Source organism: Psychromonas antarctica (assembly GCF_022267535.1).
Taxonomy (GTDB): domain Bacteria; phylum Pseudomonadota; class Gammaproteobacteria; order Enterobacterales; family Psychromonadaceae; genus Psychromonas; species Psychromonas antarctica.
In genome coordinates this window covers 1-18,160 of sequence record NZ_JAHNZV010000002.1, presented here as the reverse complement: position 1 = coordinate 18,160, position 18,160 = coordinate 1, and the positions used below count along the sequence as shown (strand labels likewise).

Sequence of the window (18,160 nt, the reverse complement as noted above, 5' to 3'; positions counted from 1 at the left end):
ATGGCTAATACACGCAAAAAGCTCTTTTTATCAGCACCATTAGTTATTTTTGTTATTGGTATATATTTCTTAGCTGCACCTTTGTTCAAAGGAACCGATCCGCGCAAACTAGACTCAGCCTTGGTCGGGCAACGTGTTCCTAGTTTCACCCTGCAAGATCTTTATAACCATGAAAAACAGTACGATGCAGCGATCTTTAAAGGGCAAAAGATGCTGCTCAATGTATGGGCAACTTGGTGTCCTACCTGCTATGCCGAGCATCATTTCTTAAATGAATTAGCTGAGCAGGGGGTTTACATTATAGGAATGAATTATAAAGATGAACGCAGTAAAGCAATTAAGTGGCTAACTGATTTACAGGATCCCTATCAAATAAGCTTGTTTGATAAAAATGGCATGTTAGGACTGGATCTGGGTGTTTATGGCGCACCAGAAACATATTTGATCGATAGCAAAGGGATTATTCGTTATCGCCATGTGGGTGACTTAAATAAAAACAATTGGCAAGATACTGTCTTGCCACGTTTTAATGAGATGGAGTAGATGATGCGATTAAATTTACAGCCGATATATTTAACGCCTCTAGTGGTTTCGCTCTTTTTTTGTTTTAGTTCGCTGGCGTATAGCGCTATTGATACTTTCGAGTTTGATAATGTTGCGCAAGAACAACTTTTTTATGATTTAAGTAAACAGTTGCGTTGCCCTAAGTGTCAGAACCAAAATATTGCTGATTCAAATGCGCAACTAGCGAAAGATCTTCGCAACAAAACCTACGAGTTGGTTAGACAGGGGAAGAGTGAGCAACAGGTTATCGATTATATGGTGGCCCGTTTTGGTAATTTTGTGCGTTACGATCCACCAATGACTCCCGCGACTATCTTTTTATGGATAGGCCCACTTATTTTTATTTTACTTGCCTTCTATTTTTTATTGAGCCAAATAAAAACACAGAAGAAACAAAATGACCCATTAGATGAGCAAGAGTCGGCGCGCTTACAAAAAATGTTAGCAAAAAAAGTAGGCTCTGATAAAAAACGGCGAGAGGAAAATAAGCAATGATTTTACAGTTTTGGTTGGGGGCAATATTACTGCTGGTTATCGCCTGTGCGGTTTTGATTTTTCATTTTGTAGCGCACAACGCTCAACGCGGTGACCGTCATCGCCTATCTAGCCGAGATTTACTTAATCGTAATTTATATGAGATCCGCCTAGCCGAAATTGAGCAGGACGATGCGCAAGGTCTTATCATAGACAAAGATAAAATGATTAGTGAGTTGCAGTATAATTTACTCGATGATACCGATCCAAAACGATCAAAAAAAGAAAGCAAAGTAAACACCCGGTTATGGTTCCCAGGTTTAGTGGTTTTAATTTTAGGCAGCGTTGCTTTATATTGGTCAGTGGGGTCCTATCAGCAGGTCGCTAACTGGGAGAGCGTACTACAGCGTTATCCCGCACTTCAGGATGAATTGTTCAACGATAAAAATATCCGCCCAAGCGAGCAAAATTTACGGGATATTATGCTTGGACTACGTAGTCATCTTACAACACAAGTTGATGATGCCGATGGTTGGTTACTATATAGTCGTTTAGCCATGGTATTTAAAGACGCAGACATGGCTTTAGATGCAATTAAAAAAGCTTATCAATTAAAGCCTAATTCAAATGCTATTCGTTTTGTCTATATTCAGCTGAAAATGCAAGGCGAAGAGTATGATAAAGAGCAAGCCAAAGCGATGTTACAGTCCTTGTTAAAAGAACAACCCCATAATATAGAGGCTTGGTCAATGTATGCGTTTATGGCAGTTGAGGAAGATGATTTTAGTACGGCAATTGTGCGTTGGCAAAAGATGTTAACGTTAGTTGATGACAATTCAGAGCAGGCGACTGTTTTGCATGACAGTATCGCTTATGCTCAAAAACAGATAATCGCGCGCGCCGTCTCTGCAACACCGAATTCCGCGACGATTGAGCCTACAACGCAGCAGCGCCTTGCCGCGCCGGTGGGACAAACTTATCAAGTACAAATTTCAATTGCTGACAGAGTGATTATTCCTGAGCCGGGATACTTATTTGTTTTTGCGCAACAAGTCGGCGCAAAGATGCCCATTGCAGCAGTGAAAATTAAGATAACCCGCTTTCCTGTTGCGGTTGAACTCTCTGATGCTAATTCTATGGTGGCAGGGAATAAACTCAGCTTGTATCCTGAATTTATTATTAAGGCGCGCATTTCATCAGACGGCAGTATTACCTCAGGGAAGTGGCAAGGGCAGAGCGATTTAATAAAAACCGGTGAAAAGGGGGCGATTAAAGTGCATATTGCGCAACCGTTATAAAACGATTTATTTTATAGCCAATAAATTATGCGCGTATAAGTCTATACTTTTTTAGTTGGATAGCGGGTATTTATCAAATATACTGACTTTCTTTTTCTTTGGGGAATATTATTTTTTTATGTTAAAACGAATTTTTTTTATTTTTTCTTTCCTGTTTTCCTGCTTTTCTGTGGCACAAACGGCAAATGGTGATTCTCAGCATCAAATGAGCGATCCCATCGAACCTATCAATCGCCTGATTTGGGATTTTAACTACCAAGTTTTAGATGTTTATATCTATCGTCCGGTAACACAAAGCTATGTCGATTGGGTACCGGGAAAAGGGCGTCAAGCGATTAACAATTTCGTTCACAATTTTGACGAGCCATCAACCATGGTTAATAATTTAGTTCAACTAGAGCTTAAGCATTCAGTGAGAGCGTTATTTCGCTTTTCAGTTAATTCAACATTTGGCCTATTGGGATTTTTAGATGTGGCTGAAAAAATGGGCGTTGAGCGCCGCCGTGAGACTTTTTCCAATGTACTTGGACGCTGGTCAGTGCCAAATGGACCCTACTTAATGCTTCCTGTGTTAGGGCCTAGTAGTACTCGTAAACTGGTGGGGAACGTCGTTGATGGGCTGTATTTTCCAGGCAGTTACTTTACCACTTGGCAAACGTATACTCTCATGGGACTTGATGGTTTAGATAAGCGTGAAAGCGTGCTAGGGAAAGAGCCACTTCTTGAACAGTCACTTGATCCTTACATCTATATTAAAGAAACTTATATACAATATGAAGCATTTAAATTTTATTCGCATAATGAAAATATCAATCAGTCGATGCAACCAAAATCACAACAGAAAAAAGAGACTTTGAATGCTGATTTGGAAGACTTTATGGATGAAATCAATTAAGTTGCTCTGTCTTTAAAAGCAATACAGATAGATGCAAACTAACATTAGGGAGTGGTCCACATTAATTTAATTACCATTGACGGCCCAAGTGGCTCAGGAAAAGGAACCGTTTGTCATATTTTGGCAAAAAAACTGAATTGGAATTTGCTTGATAGCGGTGCCCTGTATCGGATTTTAGCCTATGCAGCATTACAGCAAAAAGTGAGTTTAGATAATGCCGCTGAATTAGCTGAATTAGCCCTAAACTTAGAGGTTTCTTTCCAATCTAATGGCAGCGGAGTCGATACGCTGTTATCGGGTGAAAACGTTGGCGATCAATTACGTACAGAAACGATCGGTAAAATAGCATCTCAAATTGCATCATTGCAGGTGGTTCGCGATGCGCTACTGGTTCGACAACAAAACTTTAGCCAAGAGCCAGGGTTAATTGCCGATGGCCGTGATATGGGGACCGTGGTTTTCCCGGATGCGCCAGTGAAAATATTTTTAGATGCTAGCGCTGAAGAGAGGGCCTTACGGCGCTTTAATCAGTTGCAAGATAAAGGCTTTAATGTTAACATCGCGCAAATTTTAAGCGAAATAAAAGAACGAGATTATCGAGATCGAAATCGCGCTGTAGCGCCTTTGCGGCCTGCTGCTGATGCATTGGTAATCGATTCAACGTTATTAACTATTGATGAAGTTGTTAATCAGGTTCTTGAGTTAACTAAACTTAAATTAAACTTGGCAGTGGAATAATCCACTGCTTTTAAAATACTACTTTATGGATGAAGTGGTAATCTTTCTTGCCTCCCTTACTAATGGATTGTATGTGGTTGTATAAAATAAGTGTGAATAAATAGATGATGGAATCTTTTGCTGAACTATTTGAAGAATCTCTTCAACAGGTAGAAACTCGCCCGGGTACGATTGTTAAAGGTACAATCGTAGGAATTCGTAACAACCTAGTATTCGTTGATGCAGGTCTTAAATCTGAAGCTGCAATCCCAGTTGAAGAATTTAAAAATGCAGCTGGCGAATTAGAAGTTGCTGTAGGCGATGTATGTGATGTAGCACTTGACGCTGTGGAAGATGGTTTCGGTGAAACTAAACTTTCTCGTGAAAAAGCGAAACGTCATGAAGCTTGGATCCAGCTTGAGAAAGCATACGAAGACCAAGAAACTATTATCGGTGTTATTAACGGTAAAGTTAAAGGCGGTTTCACTGTTGAATTAAACGGTATTCGTGCATTCTTACCTGGCTCATTAGTTGACGTACGTCCGGTACGTGACACTGCTCACCTTGAAAACAAAGAAATTGAATTCAAAGTGATCAAGCTAGATCAAAAACGTAACAACGTTGTTGTTTCTCGACGTGCTGTTATTGAAACTGAAAGCAGTGCTGAGCGTGATGAACTACTTGAGAACCTTCAAGAAGGTCAAGACGTTAAAGGTATCGTTAAAAACCTAACAGACTACGGTGCTTTCGTAGATCTAGGCGGTGTTGACGGCCTACTACATATTACAGATATGGCTTGGAAGCGTGTTAAACATCCAAGTGAAATCGTTAATGTTGGTGATGAAATCAACGTTAAAGTACTTAAATATGATCGTGAGCGTACTCGCGTATCATTAGGTCTTAAGCAACTTGGTGAAGATCCATGGGTAGCAATTGCTAAGCGTTACCCTGAAGCAACTCGTTTAACAGGTAAAGTGACTAACTTGACTGATTACGGTTGTTTTGTTGAGATCGAAGAAGGCGTTGAAGGTTTAGTTCACGTTTCAGAAATGGACTGGACAAACAAAAACATTCACCCATCTAAAGTTGTTAACCTTGGTGACATGGTTGAAGTAATGGTGCTTGATATTGACGAAGAACGTCGTCGTATCTCTCTTGGCCTTAAACAGTGTAAACCTAACCCATGGGAAGAATTCTCTTCAACTCATGATAAAGGTCAGAAAGTATCTGGTAAGATTAAATCTATTACAGATTTTGGTATCTTTATCGGTCTTGACGGTAACATTGATGGTCTTGTGCACCTTTCTGATATCAGCTGGGATGTTGAAGGCGAAAAAGCAGTTCTTGAGTACAAAAAAGGCGATGAAATCGAAGCTGTTGTACTACAAGTTGACCCAGAGCGTGAACGTATCTCTCTTGGTATCAAGCAAATTGCTTTAGACCCATTCAATAATTACCTAGCAGAAAACAAAAAAGGCGCTATTGTTGTAGGTACGATTGCTGAAGTTGATGCAAAAGGTGCAACGGTTACACTTGCAGACGGCGTTGAAGGTTACATTCGTGTAGCTGATATCTCTCGTGAGCGTATCGAAGATGCATCTACAGCACTAAAAGCGGGTGAGTCTGTTGAAGCTAAATTCGTTGGTGTAGATCGTAAAAACCGCGTAATTAGCCTTTCTGTTAAAGCGAAAGATGAAGCTGATGAGAAAGAAGCGATTGATAGCTTAAAACAACAAGACGAAGCAAGCATGGGTAATGCAATGCTTGACGCGTTTAATGCTGCTAAAGGCAAATAATTAATCAGGCAGCAGCTTGTCTGCTGCCCTTAATTAGCATTAACTGGAGTCGGTTTACTGCATTCATTTATGAACACGAGGTAAGTTATGACTAAGTCTGATCTGATTGAAAGACTAACCAGCAAGCACTTTCAATTGTCGGTTAAAGAAGTTGAGGATAGTGTAAAAGAGATACTGATGTTAATGACTCATTCACTGGCTAATGGTGAGCGAATTGAAGTCAGAGGTTTTGGTAGTTTTTCATTACATTTTCGAGCCCCACGCGTTGGACGTAATCCCAAAACGGGAGAGAAAGTTGAACTAGGGGGGAAATATGTACCTCATTTCAAACCAGGCAAAGCATTGAGAGAGCGAGTAAATGCCGCAAATGCTTAATTAAAAATGGTGCTTTTATAGCACCATTTTTCTACCTACTATTTTTCCCCTTCAAGTAGAACCCTAGCTACTGCGATTGATTGCTTGCTTTTATTCATTTTTTTGACGCTTCAATAGATCATCTAATGAGTCGTGCGGGGGAGTCGTTAAGTAAAAATATTCAAACTATCTATATCAATGATTTATTCCAAAATGTATTTATAATACACTGTTACATTCATACTTTTCTTTTAGGTGTTGCCATGAAACGCTTTCTAACGCTAATTGTTACGGTCTTTCTTTTTGTTATTGCTATTGTTCTTGGTTTGAAAAATCAACAATTAATGAATGTTGATTATTTAGTTGCACAAAGTGAAATACGGCTTTCGACGCTATTGGCTATTACGTTTTTGCTGGGATTTGTCGTTGCAGTTATTTTTGGCGTATTTTTTTATTTGAAATTAAAAGTAATAAACAGGAAGTTATGCAAAATTAATAAAAAGCAGTATAAAGAGCTTGAACAACTACGTATCGCCAATACTTTTGAAAAAGAGTAATTCTTAGTGCAAGAGATATTCTTTCTTTTACTCCCAGTGGCCGCCTTATATGGTTGGTATATGGGGGTAAGAAGCGTTTATCAGAAAAATCAAAAAAAAGGTAATAAACTTAGCCGAGATTATGTAAAAGGCTTGAACTTTTTATTAAGTGAGCAACCCGACAAAGCGGTTGATCATTTTATTGCTTTATTAGAAGTTGATAATGAAACCATTGAGACCCATCTCGCCTTAGGCAATTTATTTCGCCAACGCGGCGAGGTCGAACGCGCTATTCGCATTCATCAGAACTTAATTGCCCGTCCGGCCTTAACAAGAGAGCAGCGTGACCTCGCTTTATTGCAATTAGGAAAAGACTTTTACCAGTCTGGTTTATTTGATCGAAGCGAAAAAATATTTATTCAGCTTAAAGAATCCCCCGAATATAAAGATGTAGCACTTGAGAATCTTTTGCTCATTTATCAGCAGCTTAAAGATTGGGAAGAAGCAGTTTCAGTGGCGGAATTACTGCATAAACTGACTAAAGGTAAAACCAACAGAAGAACGTTAGCGCATCTTTACTGCAGTTTGGCTGATCAATTAAAAAAACCGAGTGATGAGAAACAAAGAATAAAACTTTATCAAAAGGCGGTGCATATATTTCCTAAGGGGATCCGTGCTAGCATCGCACTTTCTGACCATTATTCGCAGCAACAGAAACCGCAAAAAGCCCTCCAAATTTTACAGTCGATACCTGAACTAGATATTGATTTTACAGAAGTTATTCTAGATAAGTTATTAGCATTACACCAGCAGCTAGGCAGTGAACAGGCTTTGATCACTTATCTGTATCAGATTGTCAGCTCAGGGGGGGGCGCAAGCGCGGTTATATTATTAGCTAAATTGATCGCTAAATATCAAAGCATTGATAAAGCACAAGCGTTTATGTTACAAGAGTTGCGGCGTAACCCGACGATGAAAGGTTTTAACCATTTAATGACTTATCATCTACGTTTGGCAGAGTTGGAAAATGAAAAAGAGAGTTTATCTTTCTTACATAAATTAGTTTCAGAACAGATTACCCTTCGGCCGCAGTATCGTTGCCAAAAATGCGGGTATTCAAGTAAAAAATTATTTTGGCTGTGCCCTTCTTGTAAAAGCTGGGGAAGGATAAAGCCTATTCGTGGCCTCGACGGTGAATAATGGATTGTGCGTCGTCTTTTAAAGCAATTTACTGCGTTGAAAGTGCTCACTTGGCAAGCCAAGCTCCGCGCTTTCGCCTTGAACTTGCATTAAAATACTTAGCACAATGCAATTATTAGATAGAGAAGTTATTAGCTGTCAGTTGTCAGCTTATTAGAATACCTGATAGCTATCGACGCCTTGCTTTTAACTGAAAGCTGTTGGCTGATAGCTGATCGCTAAAAAATAATATAAGGAAAAAAATGAACCAACTATCAGATCCAAAAGTCGTGATCGCCTTAGATTATGCCTCACAGCAACAAGCTATGGAGTTTATCAATCAACTCGATCCTGCTTGCTGTCGATTAAAAATAGGCAAAGAGATGTTTACCCATTTTGGTCCTGACTTTGTGCGGGCAGTTGTTGCAAAAAACTTTGATGTTTTTTTAGATCTTAAGTTTCATGATATTCCAAATACCGTTGCACACGCAGTGAAAGCAGCGGCTGATTTAGGTGTGTGGATGGTGAATGTACATGCCAGTGGCGGGCGGCGCATGATGGAAGCTGCTAAAGCCATCCTCGCACCCTATGGTGAAAAGGCGCCCCTACTTATTGCTGTCACTGTTTTAACCAGTATGGATCAGTCTGATTTAACAGAGTTGGGAATTAATCTTTCACCCGCAGAGCAAGTTACACGTTTGGCGTTATTAACCAAGTCATCGGGGCTCGATGGCGTTGTCTGCTCTTCTCATGAAGCTGCTGCACTAAAAGCCTTACTGGGTAGCGATTTTAAATTGATCACCCCTGGTATTCGTCCCGCAGGCGCTGACGCAGGTGATCAGCGTCGAATTATGACACCAAAGCAAGCGCTAGATGCTGGGGCTGATTATTTAGTAATTGGTCGCCCGATTACGCAAGCTAAAAATCCGGTGCTGATATTAAATGAGATAAATGCAAGCTTAGCTTAACTAAACTTAATAACTAACAGATAAATAGAAGGCCTAATGCCTTCTATTTTATTATTGGAATTGCTTAATGAAAAAAATTGATATTAATAAATATAAAATTGAATTTATGGAAAAATTTACTTTTGAATTTAAAGAGTGGATGTCGCCTGCGATTCGAGATTATTATTCATTATTTATCAAAAAAGCAAATAATAATCGCAGTCAGTTACTTTCTTGGGTTAAAGAGTACTCCATTTTAAAAGATGGTCGTTCCATCAATATTGCCCAAAAACCAGTACAGCTTTCGCCCGAAGCAACTGAGCTGTTTTTTCAACTACGGGGACAAATTGGTGAAGAGGTGCATGTTGGCGATTGGCTTACTATTTCTCAGCAGCGCATTGATCAATTTGCCGATGTCACTGAAGATCATCAATGGCTGCATAATGATATTGCTAGAGCTGAACAAGAGTCTCCTTTTAAAACCACGATTGCCCATGGTTTTTTGACTCTGTCGTTATTACCGCGATTAACCGACAGTGTTAACCCTGAAAAGCCGCTTTATCCCAATGCAAAAATGACGGTGAACTATGGTCTTAACCAAGTGCGTTTCCCCTATCCGGTCAAAACGGGCAGTGTGGTGCGTGCCCATAGTCGTTTAATTAAAGTGACGCCAATTAAACGCGGTCTGGAAATAGAAAAAGAGATCTCCATCGAAATAAAAAATATGCGCCGACCCGGTTGTGTTGCTGTTTCAGTGGTGCGTGTTTATTTTTAAATTTATATTACCAGGCAATAATGCGGACTGAAGTCCGCGCCCCGAATTCCCTACCATCTAATATGAAGTCCGCGGCTTGAATTCCCTACCATCTAATATGAAGTCCGCGGCTTGAATTCCCTACCATCTAATATGAAGTCCGCGGCTTGAATTCCCTACCATCTAATATGAAGTCCGCGCCCCGAATTCCCTACCATCTAATATGACGTCCGCGGCTTGAATGCCTTACCATGCAACAATCCGACTAAAGTCCGCGGCCCGTGTGACTAAAGTTCACATCCAGAATTGCAGTGCAGGCAAGGGGTGTGGACTTCAGGCGGCTGTAAAAAAATAAAATTAATTTCGACTTTCTTCTAAAGTTATTTATTGACCTGTCGATAAAGTTATTAAGTCTGAACATTCGACTGTTTAGAAATGAACCGTTAAAGAAATAAAAAAGTTTAAAATAAGTTTAAAAAAACATTAAAGTTATTTTTTAAGCGGTCGATAAGAGATACATACTTAATCAAACTGATTAAAAGTTTTATAAACGACTTAAGTCAGAAATAAATAACCAAGGAGCACATCATGGCTGCAGTAGTAAATACCAATGTAATGTCTTTGAACGCACAGCGTCAATTAGGCAAATCACAAGCAACAAGTAACCAAGCTATGGAACGTTTATCTTCTGGCTTACGTATCAACAGTGCAAAAGATGATGCGGCTGGTCTTGCAATTTCAACAGGCATGCAATCACAAATTAAAGGTATCAACCAAGGTGTGCGTAACGCTAACGATGGTATCTCAATGGCGCAAACCGCTGAAGGGTCAATGGATGAGATGACCAACATACTACAACGTATGCGTGAACTCTCTGTACAAGCATCGAATGATACTAACTCTTCTTCAAACAGAGCATCAATCCAGAAAGAAGTGGATCAACTTTATGGTGAGCTTGACCGTATCGCTGAAACTACTCAGTTTAATGGTATTAACTTACTTGATGGTTCAACTAAATCAACCACACTACAAATCGGTGCAAATTCCGGTGAAACCCTGTCTTTCTCTATCGATGCAGTAACGACTAAAGATCTTAACTTAAACGCTGTATCTGGTACGGGTGAGCTAAATGGTGGTCGTGCCAATTCAGGTGGAATTATAGCAAGTGCCGTAACGGTTAATGGCGTTACATTGAGTGCTGAAGCTGCGTCTGCTAATGCGGCAGCCGCAATGAAAGATAATATTAATACCAAAACAGGTTTAACAGGGGTAACGGCATCTGCTTACAATACAGTCGAAGGTACTGGTGGTATTTCAGGTGTTACAAACGGTTCATTGAGTGTCAACGGTACAACAATTAGTGCAACATCGGGTAGTTCAGATTTGGTGGACAAAATTAACCGTGATGTATCAGGGGTAACGGCAACTCTGAGCAGTGAAGGGGCGTTAGTATTAAGTAATGATACAGGTAATGAGATTGTTATCGCTGGTGCCGCTGCGTCTGATGTTGGACTAACCGCAGATACATACCAAGGTTATGTTTCATTAACCAGTGCTGGTGGCGAAACAATTGAAATAGGTTCAACTGGGTTAGAAACTGCAGCTAATACAGCTACAAGTTTAAAAGCATTGGGGCTAAATGAGTCAACCGGATCGGATGTAGTGAAAGGCATGGCTGTAAATGCAACATCAGGTACAATTAGTGCCAATGATGGAGTGCAAATTAATGGCGTCGATTTAGGTGCTGTTTCAGGGTTAACTGCTGCCGATAAAGCCTTTGCGGTTAATGCGATTTCTGATGAATCAGGGGTCACTGCTTCTGCAAAAACTACTGTTGAGTACTCGGTGCAAATATCTGCTGCAGCGACAGAATCGAATTTCCAAATTAATGGTGTGAGCATCGATTTGAAAACAGCACCTGTGACAAACTTGGATGATCTTGTTACTAAGATAAATGCCTCCGGTGTACAAGGTGTTGTTGCATCTGCAAATGCAGATACAGGTAAATTGGTACTAACATCCAACGCAGGTAATGACATTGGAGTGAAAAGTGTAACTGTTGGCTCTGTTGTGGACAGTTTAGCCCTTGATACAGACGATATTACGCATGGTCAACTCACTTTAACGGGTGAAGCGGGTAAAGATGTTGTGATTACCAGTACAGCAGATGATGAAGCACTTAAAGATGCAGCATTAGACAAATTGGGAGTAACCTCGCAAGGTGGTAGTGAAGTTGCTGTTGGTATGGGGCTAAGCGTAAACAGCGCGGCAAATGCATCAAACAGTATCGACCGTATTGATGATGCGTTGGATAAAATCACAGAATCTAGAGCCAACCTGGGTGCGATTCAAAACCGTTTAGGCTCTACGATTTCTAACTTAGAAAACGTATCGCAAAATATCTCGGCGGCAAACTCACGAATTCAAGATGCTGATTTCGCAGCTGAAAGTTCAAAAATGAGTAAATCGCAAATCTTACAACAAGCAGGTACATCGATGTTAGCGCAAGCAAATGCGTCATCACAAAGTGTATTGTCAATGCTTGGTTAGTAATACTAGGTAGCTTATAATCTGGTCAAATAATAGCTCCCTATCCGTAGGGGGCTTTTTTGCCATTAACGGGTTAATAAATCTGGAGGGTGTATGTCTGATTTAACTGTCTCACTATCAGCAACAGGGTTTATCGGTTTGGAGTCTGAAAAAACAGCAACCACAACAACAAATAAAACCGAAAAAGTGGAAAATAAAGACGCAGAAAAAACAGTCGATATCACTGCGGCCAATGCAAATAAAGACCTCAAGCCTGCTGAAGTTGAGGTGGCGGTACAAGAGATAAATGCCTTTATGCAAAGCATGCAACGCAATCTCTCTTTCACTATCGATGAACAGCTGGGGCAGGAAATCATCTCTGTAACGGATGCGGAAACACATGAAATGATTCGCCAAATTCCATCAGAGGAATTAGTCGTACTGCGTAAAAAAATGGATGATGTGGTCGGCATCCTATTTGATACTAAAGTTTAATAGTTGCAAACGCATTATTTAAGTCATAGTGAAAATTAAATTATTTATTTTAGGTACTTAACTCAAGCTACATGGTGCGAATATTGCATCTTATTACGAATTGGATTGCTATAGTTACATTTACTAAGTTAAGTGTGAACTGTTTTTCTGTTAACTATTTTTCTGCACAGTAAGGAGTTGTCATGTCTTCAATTACCTCAACAGGTCTCGGATCAGGGCTTGATATCAACAGTATCGTGACCGCGATTGTTGGCGCTGAAAAAGATCCCGCCTTGGCAAAGATGACTAAATCAGCGGCAACAGCCACTGCGCAGATTTCTGCCTACGGTATGCTTAACAGTGAACTTTCTAGTTTTAAATCCTCTTACAGCGATCTTGGTCGCAGTTCAAGCTTTTCAGCGGCCAGTTCATCCAGTAGCGACAGTGATATTTTGGATACAACATTAGGTGTTGGTGCAGAAACTGGTAGTTGGGAATTCGAAGTTAAGCAGCGCGCCGAATCGCAAACCTTAGTGTCAGCTGAAGCGAATAAATTCTCTAGTGTCAATGAACCTGTTGGTACAGGGGTCATTTCTTTTCGTTTTGGTAGTTACAATAAAGACGTAAATGGTGATTTTATTGGTGATGCTTTTTCTGTTAATGCCGATAAACCTATCGAAACGCTGACTATTGATAGCAGTAATAATTCACTTTCCGCTATGCGAGATGCCATTAATGAGGGGGATTACAGTGTTACGGCTTCTATCCTTAATGATGGTAGCAATTATCGTTTAGTACTGACCAGTAAAGAGACTGGTGAACAAAATGCGGTGGAAATGACGGTAGCGGATGATGATGGCGGTTTAGTGAATGACGGGCTAGGACTTTCCCGATTTACCTACAGTGCGGCGGATAAGAATTTAGATCAAACTTCTGTTGCACAAGATGCAAAAATTATTATGAATGGTATTACCATTGCTCGTGATAGCAATGAGATCACGAGTGTGATCGAAGGCGTGACATTAAATATCAACGGTGAAACTGAAATAGGTAAAACAGTCAAACTCACTATTACACAGGATACCAGCAAAGTGGAAGAGCAGATACAAGCCTTTGTTGATAACTACAATAGCACCATTGCTAAAATGAATGAGCTGACCGCCTTCAACGGCGAAGGTACTGAAAATGGTATTCTTAATGGCGATGCGACTGTGCGTAATATACAAGGTCTAATGCGTGGCGTGCTGAATACTCGTGTCGATCATATTGGCGGTGCAGTACAAAGCTTTGCTGATTTAGGAATGTTAACAAAAAGAGACGGCACACTGGAGTTAGACGCAACAAAATTGGCTGATGTGCTAAAAAATAATATGGATAGTGTGGCTAACTTTTTTACCGCATCGGGTGCCGCCAATGATTCATTTATTTCCTTTGACAGCAGTAATAGTTTAACCCAACCTGGGACATACTCGGTAGAGGTTACGCAACTGGCAACACAAGGCACCTTAAATGGCTTGATTGTCAATAATCTGACTATTGATGCAGATAACGACACTTTTAAAATGCGCATGGATGGTATTTTATCTAACGATATTACTTTGTCTCAGGCCTCTTATGCTTCTATTTCTGATCTGGCGACAGAGTTACAGTCAAAAATAAACTCAGACTCGACCTTTATTGATAAAGGGATCAGTATCAAAGTGATTGAAGATGCAGGTAAACTTTCATTTACTTCTACTAAATATGGCTCCTCCTCTAACGTTGCATTTACAGAAGTGGACACTAACTTCTTAGCTGATTTAGGTATTGATGTACAATCGGGTACAGCGGGTGTGAATGTTGAAGGAAGCATTGCTGGTGTCCCTGCTTTGGGTGATGGTCAGTTTTTACTTTCTGAAAGTGGTGATTCAAGTGGGATTAAATTACTGATTGAAGGTGGGGTCTTGGGGGATCGAGGAGATGTTACCTATGCAGAGGGGATGACCACGGTCATGAATAATCTGCTGAGCAGTATTATAGATAAAAGTGTGACATCAACCAGTGGCGATGTCGATTTAAGTGAAGGCTTGTTAGACAGTAAAGTCGACTCACTTTATAAAAAGATGCAAGATCTCGAAAAACAGGAAGAGAATTTAATTTATCGTACCGATAAGCTGGAAGCTCGCCTATATAAAGACTTTAATGCCATGGATATAGCGGTTTCTAGCTTAAATAATACCATGAACTACCTTACCGGTGCATTAGAAGCCCTACCGGGTTACACCCGAGATAATTAAGCTAGTTCTATCGGCATAGTCAATTGGTGTGCTATTTGTTAAATTTTTACCAGATAAAGCACACATTTTTTTGTTTCTAGTCGCAAATATCTAATTGTGGATAGCAACTTGCATATATTTATATAATCATTAGATATAATCAATGCATCCTCCCCGAAGTGAGTTTTAATATGACCGCACAAGTTGATCCTTTATTGGATATTCAAACCAAAGTGTTACGCGCAACTTTTATTAATAATATGGCAGTATTGAAGAAATATATGCCAGATGTCTTTAAATTCTATGAAAGTTATACCCCAACGCGTGTGAAATTAACTTTTGATGACAAGGGGCATCTCAATCTTGTCTCCAATGGCAATTTAATTTATCAAGGCGATCCTAAAAAATTAAGTGATCAGCAAGTTGCTGAGTTTTTAGAAAAGCCACATAACTTGACTTATCACGTGGCGCAGGATGGTAGTTATAATTTTGAACATGAAAAAGTGCTTGTCAATATATGTGAACGCCGTCAAAAAGAAGCCGGTTTTAATAACACGGCTATTTTCCCTAAAAATGAACAAATAGATTTTATCGCTTTTATGGGAACCGGATTGGGATATCATTTACAAAGTTTATTTGTCACTAATGATATTCGCTATGCTTTTGTTTATGAACCTGATCCTGATTGTTTTTATTGCACATTACACAGTGTAGATATTGGTGACATGATAAAAAAATGTTTTTCTAGGGGGGGGCAGTTAACATTACAAATTGGTGGTAACGCTAACGGTTTTGTAAATGAAATATCGAGAATATTTAAACGTCAAGGTTACTTTAACCTATCCAAAATGTTCCTTTACCGCCATTATCTAAGTGAGCAGACCAATGAAGCATTCCAAATGGTGCATGACCTTGCTTATCGATATGCCGGTGGCTGGGGATTTTGTGAAGATGAAGTGATTGGAATAAGTCATACACTTTCTAATATTGGAATACATAAATTCCCTATAATATTAGCCTCAGCAAAAGAAAAATCAAAAGACCAACCTGTATTTATTATTGGTAATGGACCATCTCTTGATGAGAGTTTTACATATTTAAAAACGAATAAAAAGAAAGCAATTTTCATTTCATGTGGCAGTGCATTAAAACCATTATTAGATAATGGGATTGTTCCTGATATTCACATTGAAATGGAACGTACAGCAAGTTTGTATGACTGGGTAATAAAAGCAGGAAAAAAAGAGCAATTGCAAAAAATTGATCTTATTTGTTTGAATACAGTGTACCCAGAAGTATTGAAATTGTTTAAACAGGCGCATTTGATATTAAAACCGGAAGATGCTGGAAGCCTCTTTATTAGAGATTATATTTCCAAGAAATATCCTGAAATATATTATTGTAACCCAACGGTTTCAAATGCAGCCACCTCTTCGGTCGTGGCTCTTGGTTTTAAAAATTTGTATCTGTTTGGTGTCGACTATGGTTTTAAGAGCGAAGATCATCATCATTCTAAAGACAGCTTATATTTTACAGAGCAAACAAATCAAGATCTCGACTTAGGTGTTATTAAAGGGCAATTAAAAGTTCCAGGGAATTTTGGTGGGGAGGTCTTTGCCACGCAAACGTTCGATAGTTCGCGAATGATGCTTGAAATGCTTTTACAAGCAAACCCTGATATCAACTGTGTGAATACCAGTGATGGCGCTATGGTAGAGCTTTCTACACCTTGTCAAATAAATGATTTACCAGATTTTAAAGACTTTGAAGATAAATCTGAGTTAGTTAAAAGAATACTACTTGAAAGTTTTGATAATAATGACTATTCACAAACTGATTTGTTTGAAGAGTTTGAAAAGCTATTACCTAAAATGCAAGCATATTTAAATCAATTACTTGATTTTTCTCAGAATGTACGTTCAAGAGTTGAATTATCCGAAATGTTTAGCGCTCAGTATAAATTTATTGAAGACTGTCAACAGTCTAAAAGTAAAAGGTTATTCAGTAAATTTATGCGTGGTTCATTGAATTACTTACAAGCAAACATTATGAGCAACGTATATTTATACTCAGAGCAAACTCAACAAGAAGAGTACATTCAATTTTGCTTAATGACGATGAACACACATTTAAAATGGTCATTCGAAGAATTAAAAGCACATTATAATAAACCTGCAAAATACTAAATGTCGAATGTAACACAAGGTTAGTTTTTATGAGATATTGTACGAAATGTATTATGCCAACAACGAGACCCGAGCAGGTTTTCACTGATGGTGTCTGTGATGCTTGTCATTCAGCTGTTGATAAACATATCCACATTGATTGGCAGAAAAGAGAAACTGAGTTTCGATCTATTTTGGATCAGTATCGTGGTGATGGTAGTGATTATGATTGTATTATCCCTGTCAGTGGGGGAAAAGATAGTTGTTATCAAGCGATAACAATGAGAGATAAATATGGGATGACGCCTCTTTGTGTTACTCATACTCCTTGCGATTTGACCGACGTTGGTTTGAAAAATTTAAATTTCTTACGAGATCAAGGTTTTGATTTAATCCAAATATCAGCAAACCGTAAAAATTATAAGGAATTAGTTAGGCTCGGTTTCTTTAAGTTAGGAGATTGTTGTTGGCCTGAGCATATCGGTATTTTTACTGCACCTGTTAGAGTTGCTGTAAATTATAAGATACCTTTACTTATCTGGGGGGAAAATTCTCAGTTTGAATATGGAGGCCCAGCTGCAAAAAAAGATAATAATTATTTAGATCGTAATTGGCTAGAGCAATTTCAGATGAGTGGTCATAGATTGTCAGATGTTGTTCATGATGGTATAGATTTAAAAAGCATTAAAACGTTAATTTATCCCAGCGATGAAGATATTGAACAGGTTGGTGTTACAGGGTTATTTTTAGGGTATTTCGAAAAGTGGGACTCTAAAAGAAATAGTGATTTATGCTGCAGTTTAGGGTGGAATAAAAATCCTGATGGCCCTGTAGAAGGTGCTTTTAATGATATTGAAAATCTGGATTGTAAATGGATTGGTGGACTTCATGACTATATGAAGTTTATTAAATATGGGTATGGGCGAGCAACTGACCAACTTTGTATTGAAATTCGAGCCGGGCGAATGACGCGGGAACAAGCTGTCCAAGCATTAAGAGACTCTAGCGAAGGACAAGTACCTTGGAAATATACCCCTGATTTTTTATCATACTTGAATATAACAAAGGAACAGTTCATAGCAAACCTCGATTGCTTTACAGCAATTCTCGGTGAAAATAATTTTCAAGCTATACAAGGGCTGCGAGAGATATCAAAAAATACTTTTCGCGCTAAATTTCTCTTTTCTTCAAATTATTTTTAATAAATGTAAAAAAAATTGAAC

16 protein-coding genes are annotated in these 18,160 nt (G+C 39.1%); all 16 read left to right on the top strand.

Annotation, left to right across the window (positions count from 1 at the left end; genetic code table 11):
* Positions 1 to 543, top strand: coding sequence for a DsbE family thiol:disulfide interchange protein (locus KSO91_RS00885; RefSeq protein ID WP_238740394.1), 543 nt, complete (start codon positions 1 to 3; stop codon positions 541 to 543).
* Positions 544 to 1,059 (top strand): cytochrome c-type biogenesis protein, encoded by a 516-nt coding sequence (locus KSO91_RS00880; protein WP_238740392.1) that lies wholly within the window; start codon positions 544 to 546, stop codon positions 1,057 to 1,059. It abuts the gene before it with no gap.
* Entirely contained in the window at positions 1,056 to 2,336 is a 1,281-nt protein-coding gene (gene ccmI, locus KSO91_RS00875; RefSeq protein WP_238740390.1) for a c-type cytochrome biogenesis protein CcmI, read from the top strand. Before KSO91_RS00880 ends, ccmI begins: the two co-directional genes overlap by 4 nt.
* A 118-nt stretch (positions 2,337 to 2,454) precedes the next feature.
* Positions 2,455 to 3,231 (top strand): MlaA family lipoprotein, encoded by a 777-nt coding sequence (locus KSO91_RS00870; protein WP_238740388.1) that lies wholly within the window; start codon positions 2,455 to 2,457, stop codon positions 3,229 to 3,231.
* A 51-nt stretch (positions 3,232 to 3,282) separates the two neighbouring features.
* Entirely contained in the window at positions 3,283 to 3,969 is a 687-nt protein-coding gene (gene cmk, locus KSO91_RS00865) for a (d)CMP kinase (protein ID WP_238740386.1), read from the top strand.
* A gap of 104 nt (positions 3,970 to 4,073) precedes the next feature.
* Positions 4,074 to 5,744, top strand: coding sequence for a 30S ribosomal protein S1 (gene rpsA / locus KSO91_RS00860; RefSeq protein ID WP_238740384.1), 1,671 nt, complete (start codon positions 4,074 to 4,076; stop codon positions 5,742 to 5,744).
* Positions 5,745 to 5,831: 87 nt separating this feature from the next.
* Positions 5,832 to 6,119: an integration host factor subunit beta gene (locus KSO91_RS00855; RefSeq protein WP_238740382.1), complete on the top strand. Its 288-nt coding sequence runs from the start codon at positions 5,832 to 5,834 to the stop codon at positions 6,117 to 6,119.
* 242 nt (positions 6,120 to 6,361) lie between these two features.
* Entirely contained in the window at positions 6,362 to 6,655 is a 294-nt protein-coding gene (locus KSO91_RS00850) for a LapA family protein (RefSeq protein WP_238740380.1), read from the top strand.
* Positions 6,656 to 6,661: 6 nt separating this feature from the next.
* Positions 6,662 to 7,834, top strand: a complete 1,173-nt coding sequence (gene lapB, locus KSO91_RS00845; protein WP_238740378.1) for a lipopolysaccharide assembly protein LapB — start codon at positions 6,662 to 6,664, stop codon at positions 7,832 to 7,834.
* A gap of 242 nt (positions 7,835 to 8,076) precedes the next feature.
* Positions 8,077 to 8,781: an orotidine-5'-phosphate decarboxylase gene (pyrF, locus tag KSO91_RS00840; RefSeq protein ID WP_238740376.1), complete on the top strand. Its 705-nt coding sequence runs from the start codon at positions 8,077 to 8,079 to the stop codon at positions 8,779 to 8,781.
* A gap of 67 nt (positions 8,782 to 8,848) precedes the next feature.
* A complete protein-coding gene (locus tag KSO91_RS00835; RefSeq protein ID WP_238740374.1) occupies positions 8,849 to 9,535 on the top strand; it encodes a MaoC family dehydratase in 687 nt (228 codons plus the stop codon).
* A 567-nt stretch (positions 9,536 to 10,102) separates the two neighbouring features.
* Complete coding sequence (locus tag KSO91_RS00830) at positions 10,103 to 12,064, top strand: flagellin N-terminal helical domain-containing protein (protein ID WP_238740372.1); 1,962 nt, start codon at positions 10,103 to 10,105, stop codon at positions 12,062 to 12,064.
* 93 nt (positions 12,065 to 12,157) lie between these two features.
* Entirely contained in the window at positions 12,158 to 12,538 is a 381-nt protein-coding gene (locus KSO91_RS00825) for a flagellar protein FlaG (RefSeq protein WP_238740370.1), read from the top strand.
* Between the two features lie 182 nt (positions 12,539 to 12,720).
* Positions 12,721 to 14,793 carry a flagellar filament capping protein FliD gene (fliD, locus tag KSO91_RS00820; RefSeq protein WP_238740369.1) on the top strand — a complete coding sequence of 691 codons (2,073 nt, stop codon included), beginning with the start codon at positions 12,721 to 12,723 and terminating at the stop codon, positions 14,791 to 14,793.
* Between the two features lie 170 nt (positions 14,794 to 14,963).
* Positions 14,964 to 16,958, top strand: coding sequence for a motility associated factor glycosyltransferase family protein (locus KSO91_RS00815; RefSeq protein WP_238740367.1), 1,995 nt, complete (start codon positions 14,964 to 14,966; stop codon positions 16,956 to 16,958).
* Positions 16,959 to 16,987: 29 nt separating this feature from the next.
* Positions 16,988 to 18,139 (top strand): N-acetyl sugar amidotransferase, encoded by a 1,152-nt coding sequence (locus KSO91_RS00810; protein ID WP_238740365.1) that lies wholly within the window; start codon positions 16,988 to 16,990, stop codon positions 18,137 to 18,139.
* The last annotated feature ends 21 nt before the right edge of the window (positions 18,140 to 18,160 follow it).

Excerpts from the sequence above, each read along its gene's own strand:
- pyrF (WP_238740376.1), top strand. The coding sequence starts at position 8,077 with ATGAACCAACTATCAGATCCAAAAGTCGTGATCGCCTTAGATTATGCC.
- ccmI (WP_238740390.1), top strand. The coding sequence starts at position 1,056 with ATGATTTTACAGTTTTGGTTGGGGGCAATATTACTGCTGGTTATCGCC.
- KSO91_RS00855 (WP_238740382.1), top strand. The coding sequence starts at position 5,832 with ATGACTAAGTCTGATCTGATTGAAAGACTAACCAGCAAGCACTTTCAA.
- KSO91_RS00815 (WP_238740367.1), top strand. The coding sequence starts at position 14,964 with ATGACCGCACAAGTTGATCCTTTATTGGATATTCAAACCAAAGTGTTA.
- KSO91_RS00835 (WP_238740374.1), top strand. The coding sequence starts at position 8,849 with ATGAAAAAAATTGATATTAATAAATATAAAATTGAATTTATGGAAAAA.
- KSO91_RS00850 (WP_238740380.1), top strand. The coding sequence starts at position 6,362 with ATGAAACGCTTTCTAACGCTAATTGTTACGGTCTTTCTTTTTGTTATT.
- KSO91_RS00825 (WP_238740370.1), top strand. The coding sequence starts at position 12,158 with ATGTCTGATTTAACTGTCTCACTATCAGCAACAGGGTTTATCGGTTTG.
- KSO91_RS00880 (WP_238740392.1), top strand. The coding sequence starts at position 544 with ATGATGCGATTAAATTTACAGCCGATATATTTAACGCCTCTAGTGGTT.
- KSO91_RS00830 (WP_238740372.1), top strand. The coding sequence starts at position 10,103 with ATGGCTGCAGTAGTAAATACCAATGTAATGTCTTTGAACGCACAGCGT.
- rpsA (WP_238740384.1), top strand. The coding sequence starts at position 4,074 with ATGATGGAATCTTTTGCTGAACTATTTGAAGAATCTCTTCAACAGGTA.
- KSO91_RS00870 (WP_238740388.1), top strand. The coding sequence starts at position 2,455 with ATGTTAAAACGAATTTTTTTTATTTTTTCTTTCCTGTTTTCCTGCTTT.
- KSO91_RS00885 (WP_238740394.1), top strand. The coding sequence starts at position 1 with ATGGCTAATACACGCAAAAAGCTCTTTTTATCAGCACCATTAGTTATT.
- fliD (WP_238740369.1), top strand. The coding sequence starts at position 12,721 with ATGTCTTCAATTACCTCAACAGGTCTCGGATCAGGGCTTGATATCAAC.
- KSO91_RS00810 (WP_238740365.1), top strand. The coding sequence starts at position 16,988 with ATGAGATATTGTACGAAATGTATTATGCCAACAACGAGACCCGAGCAG.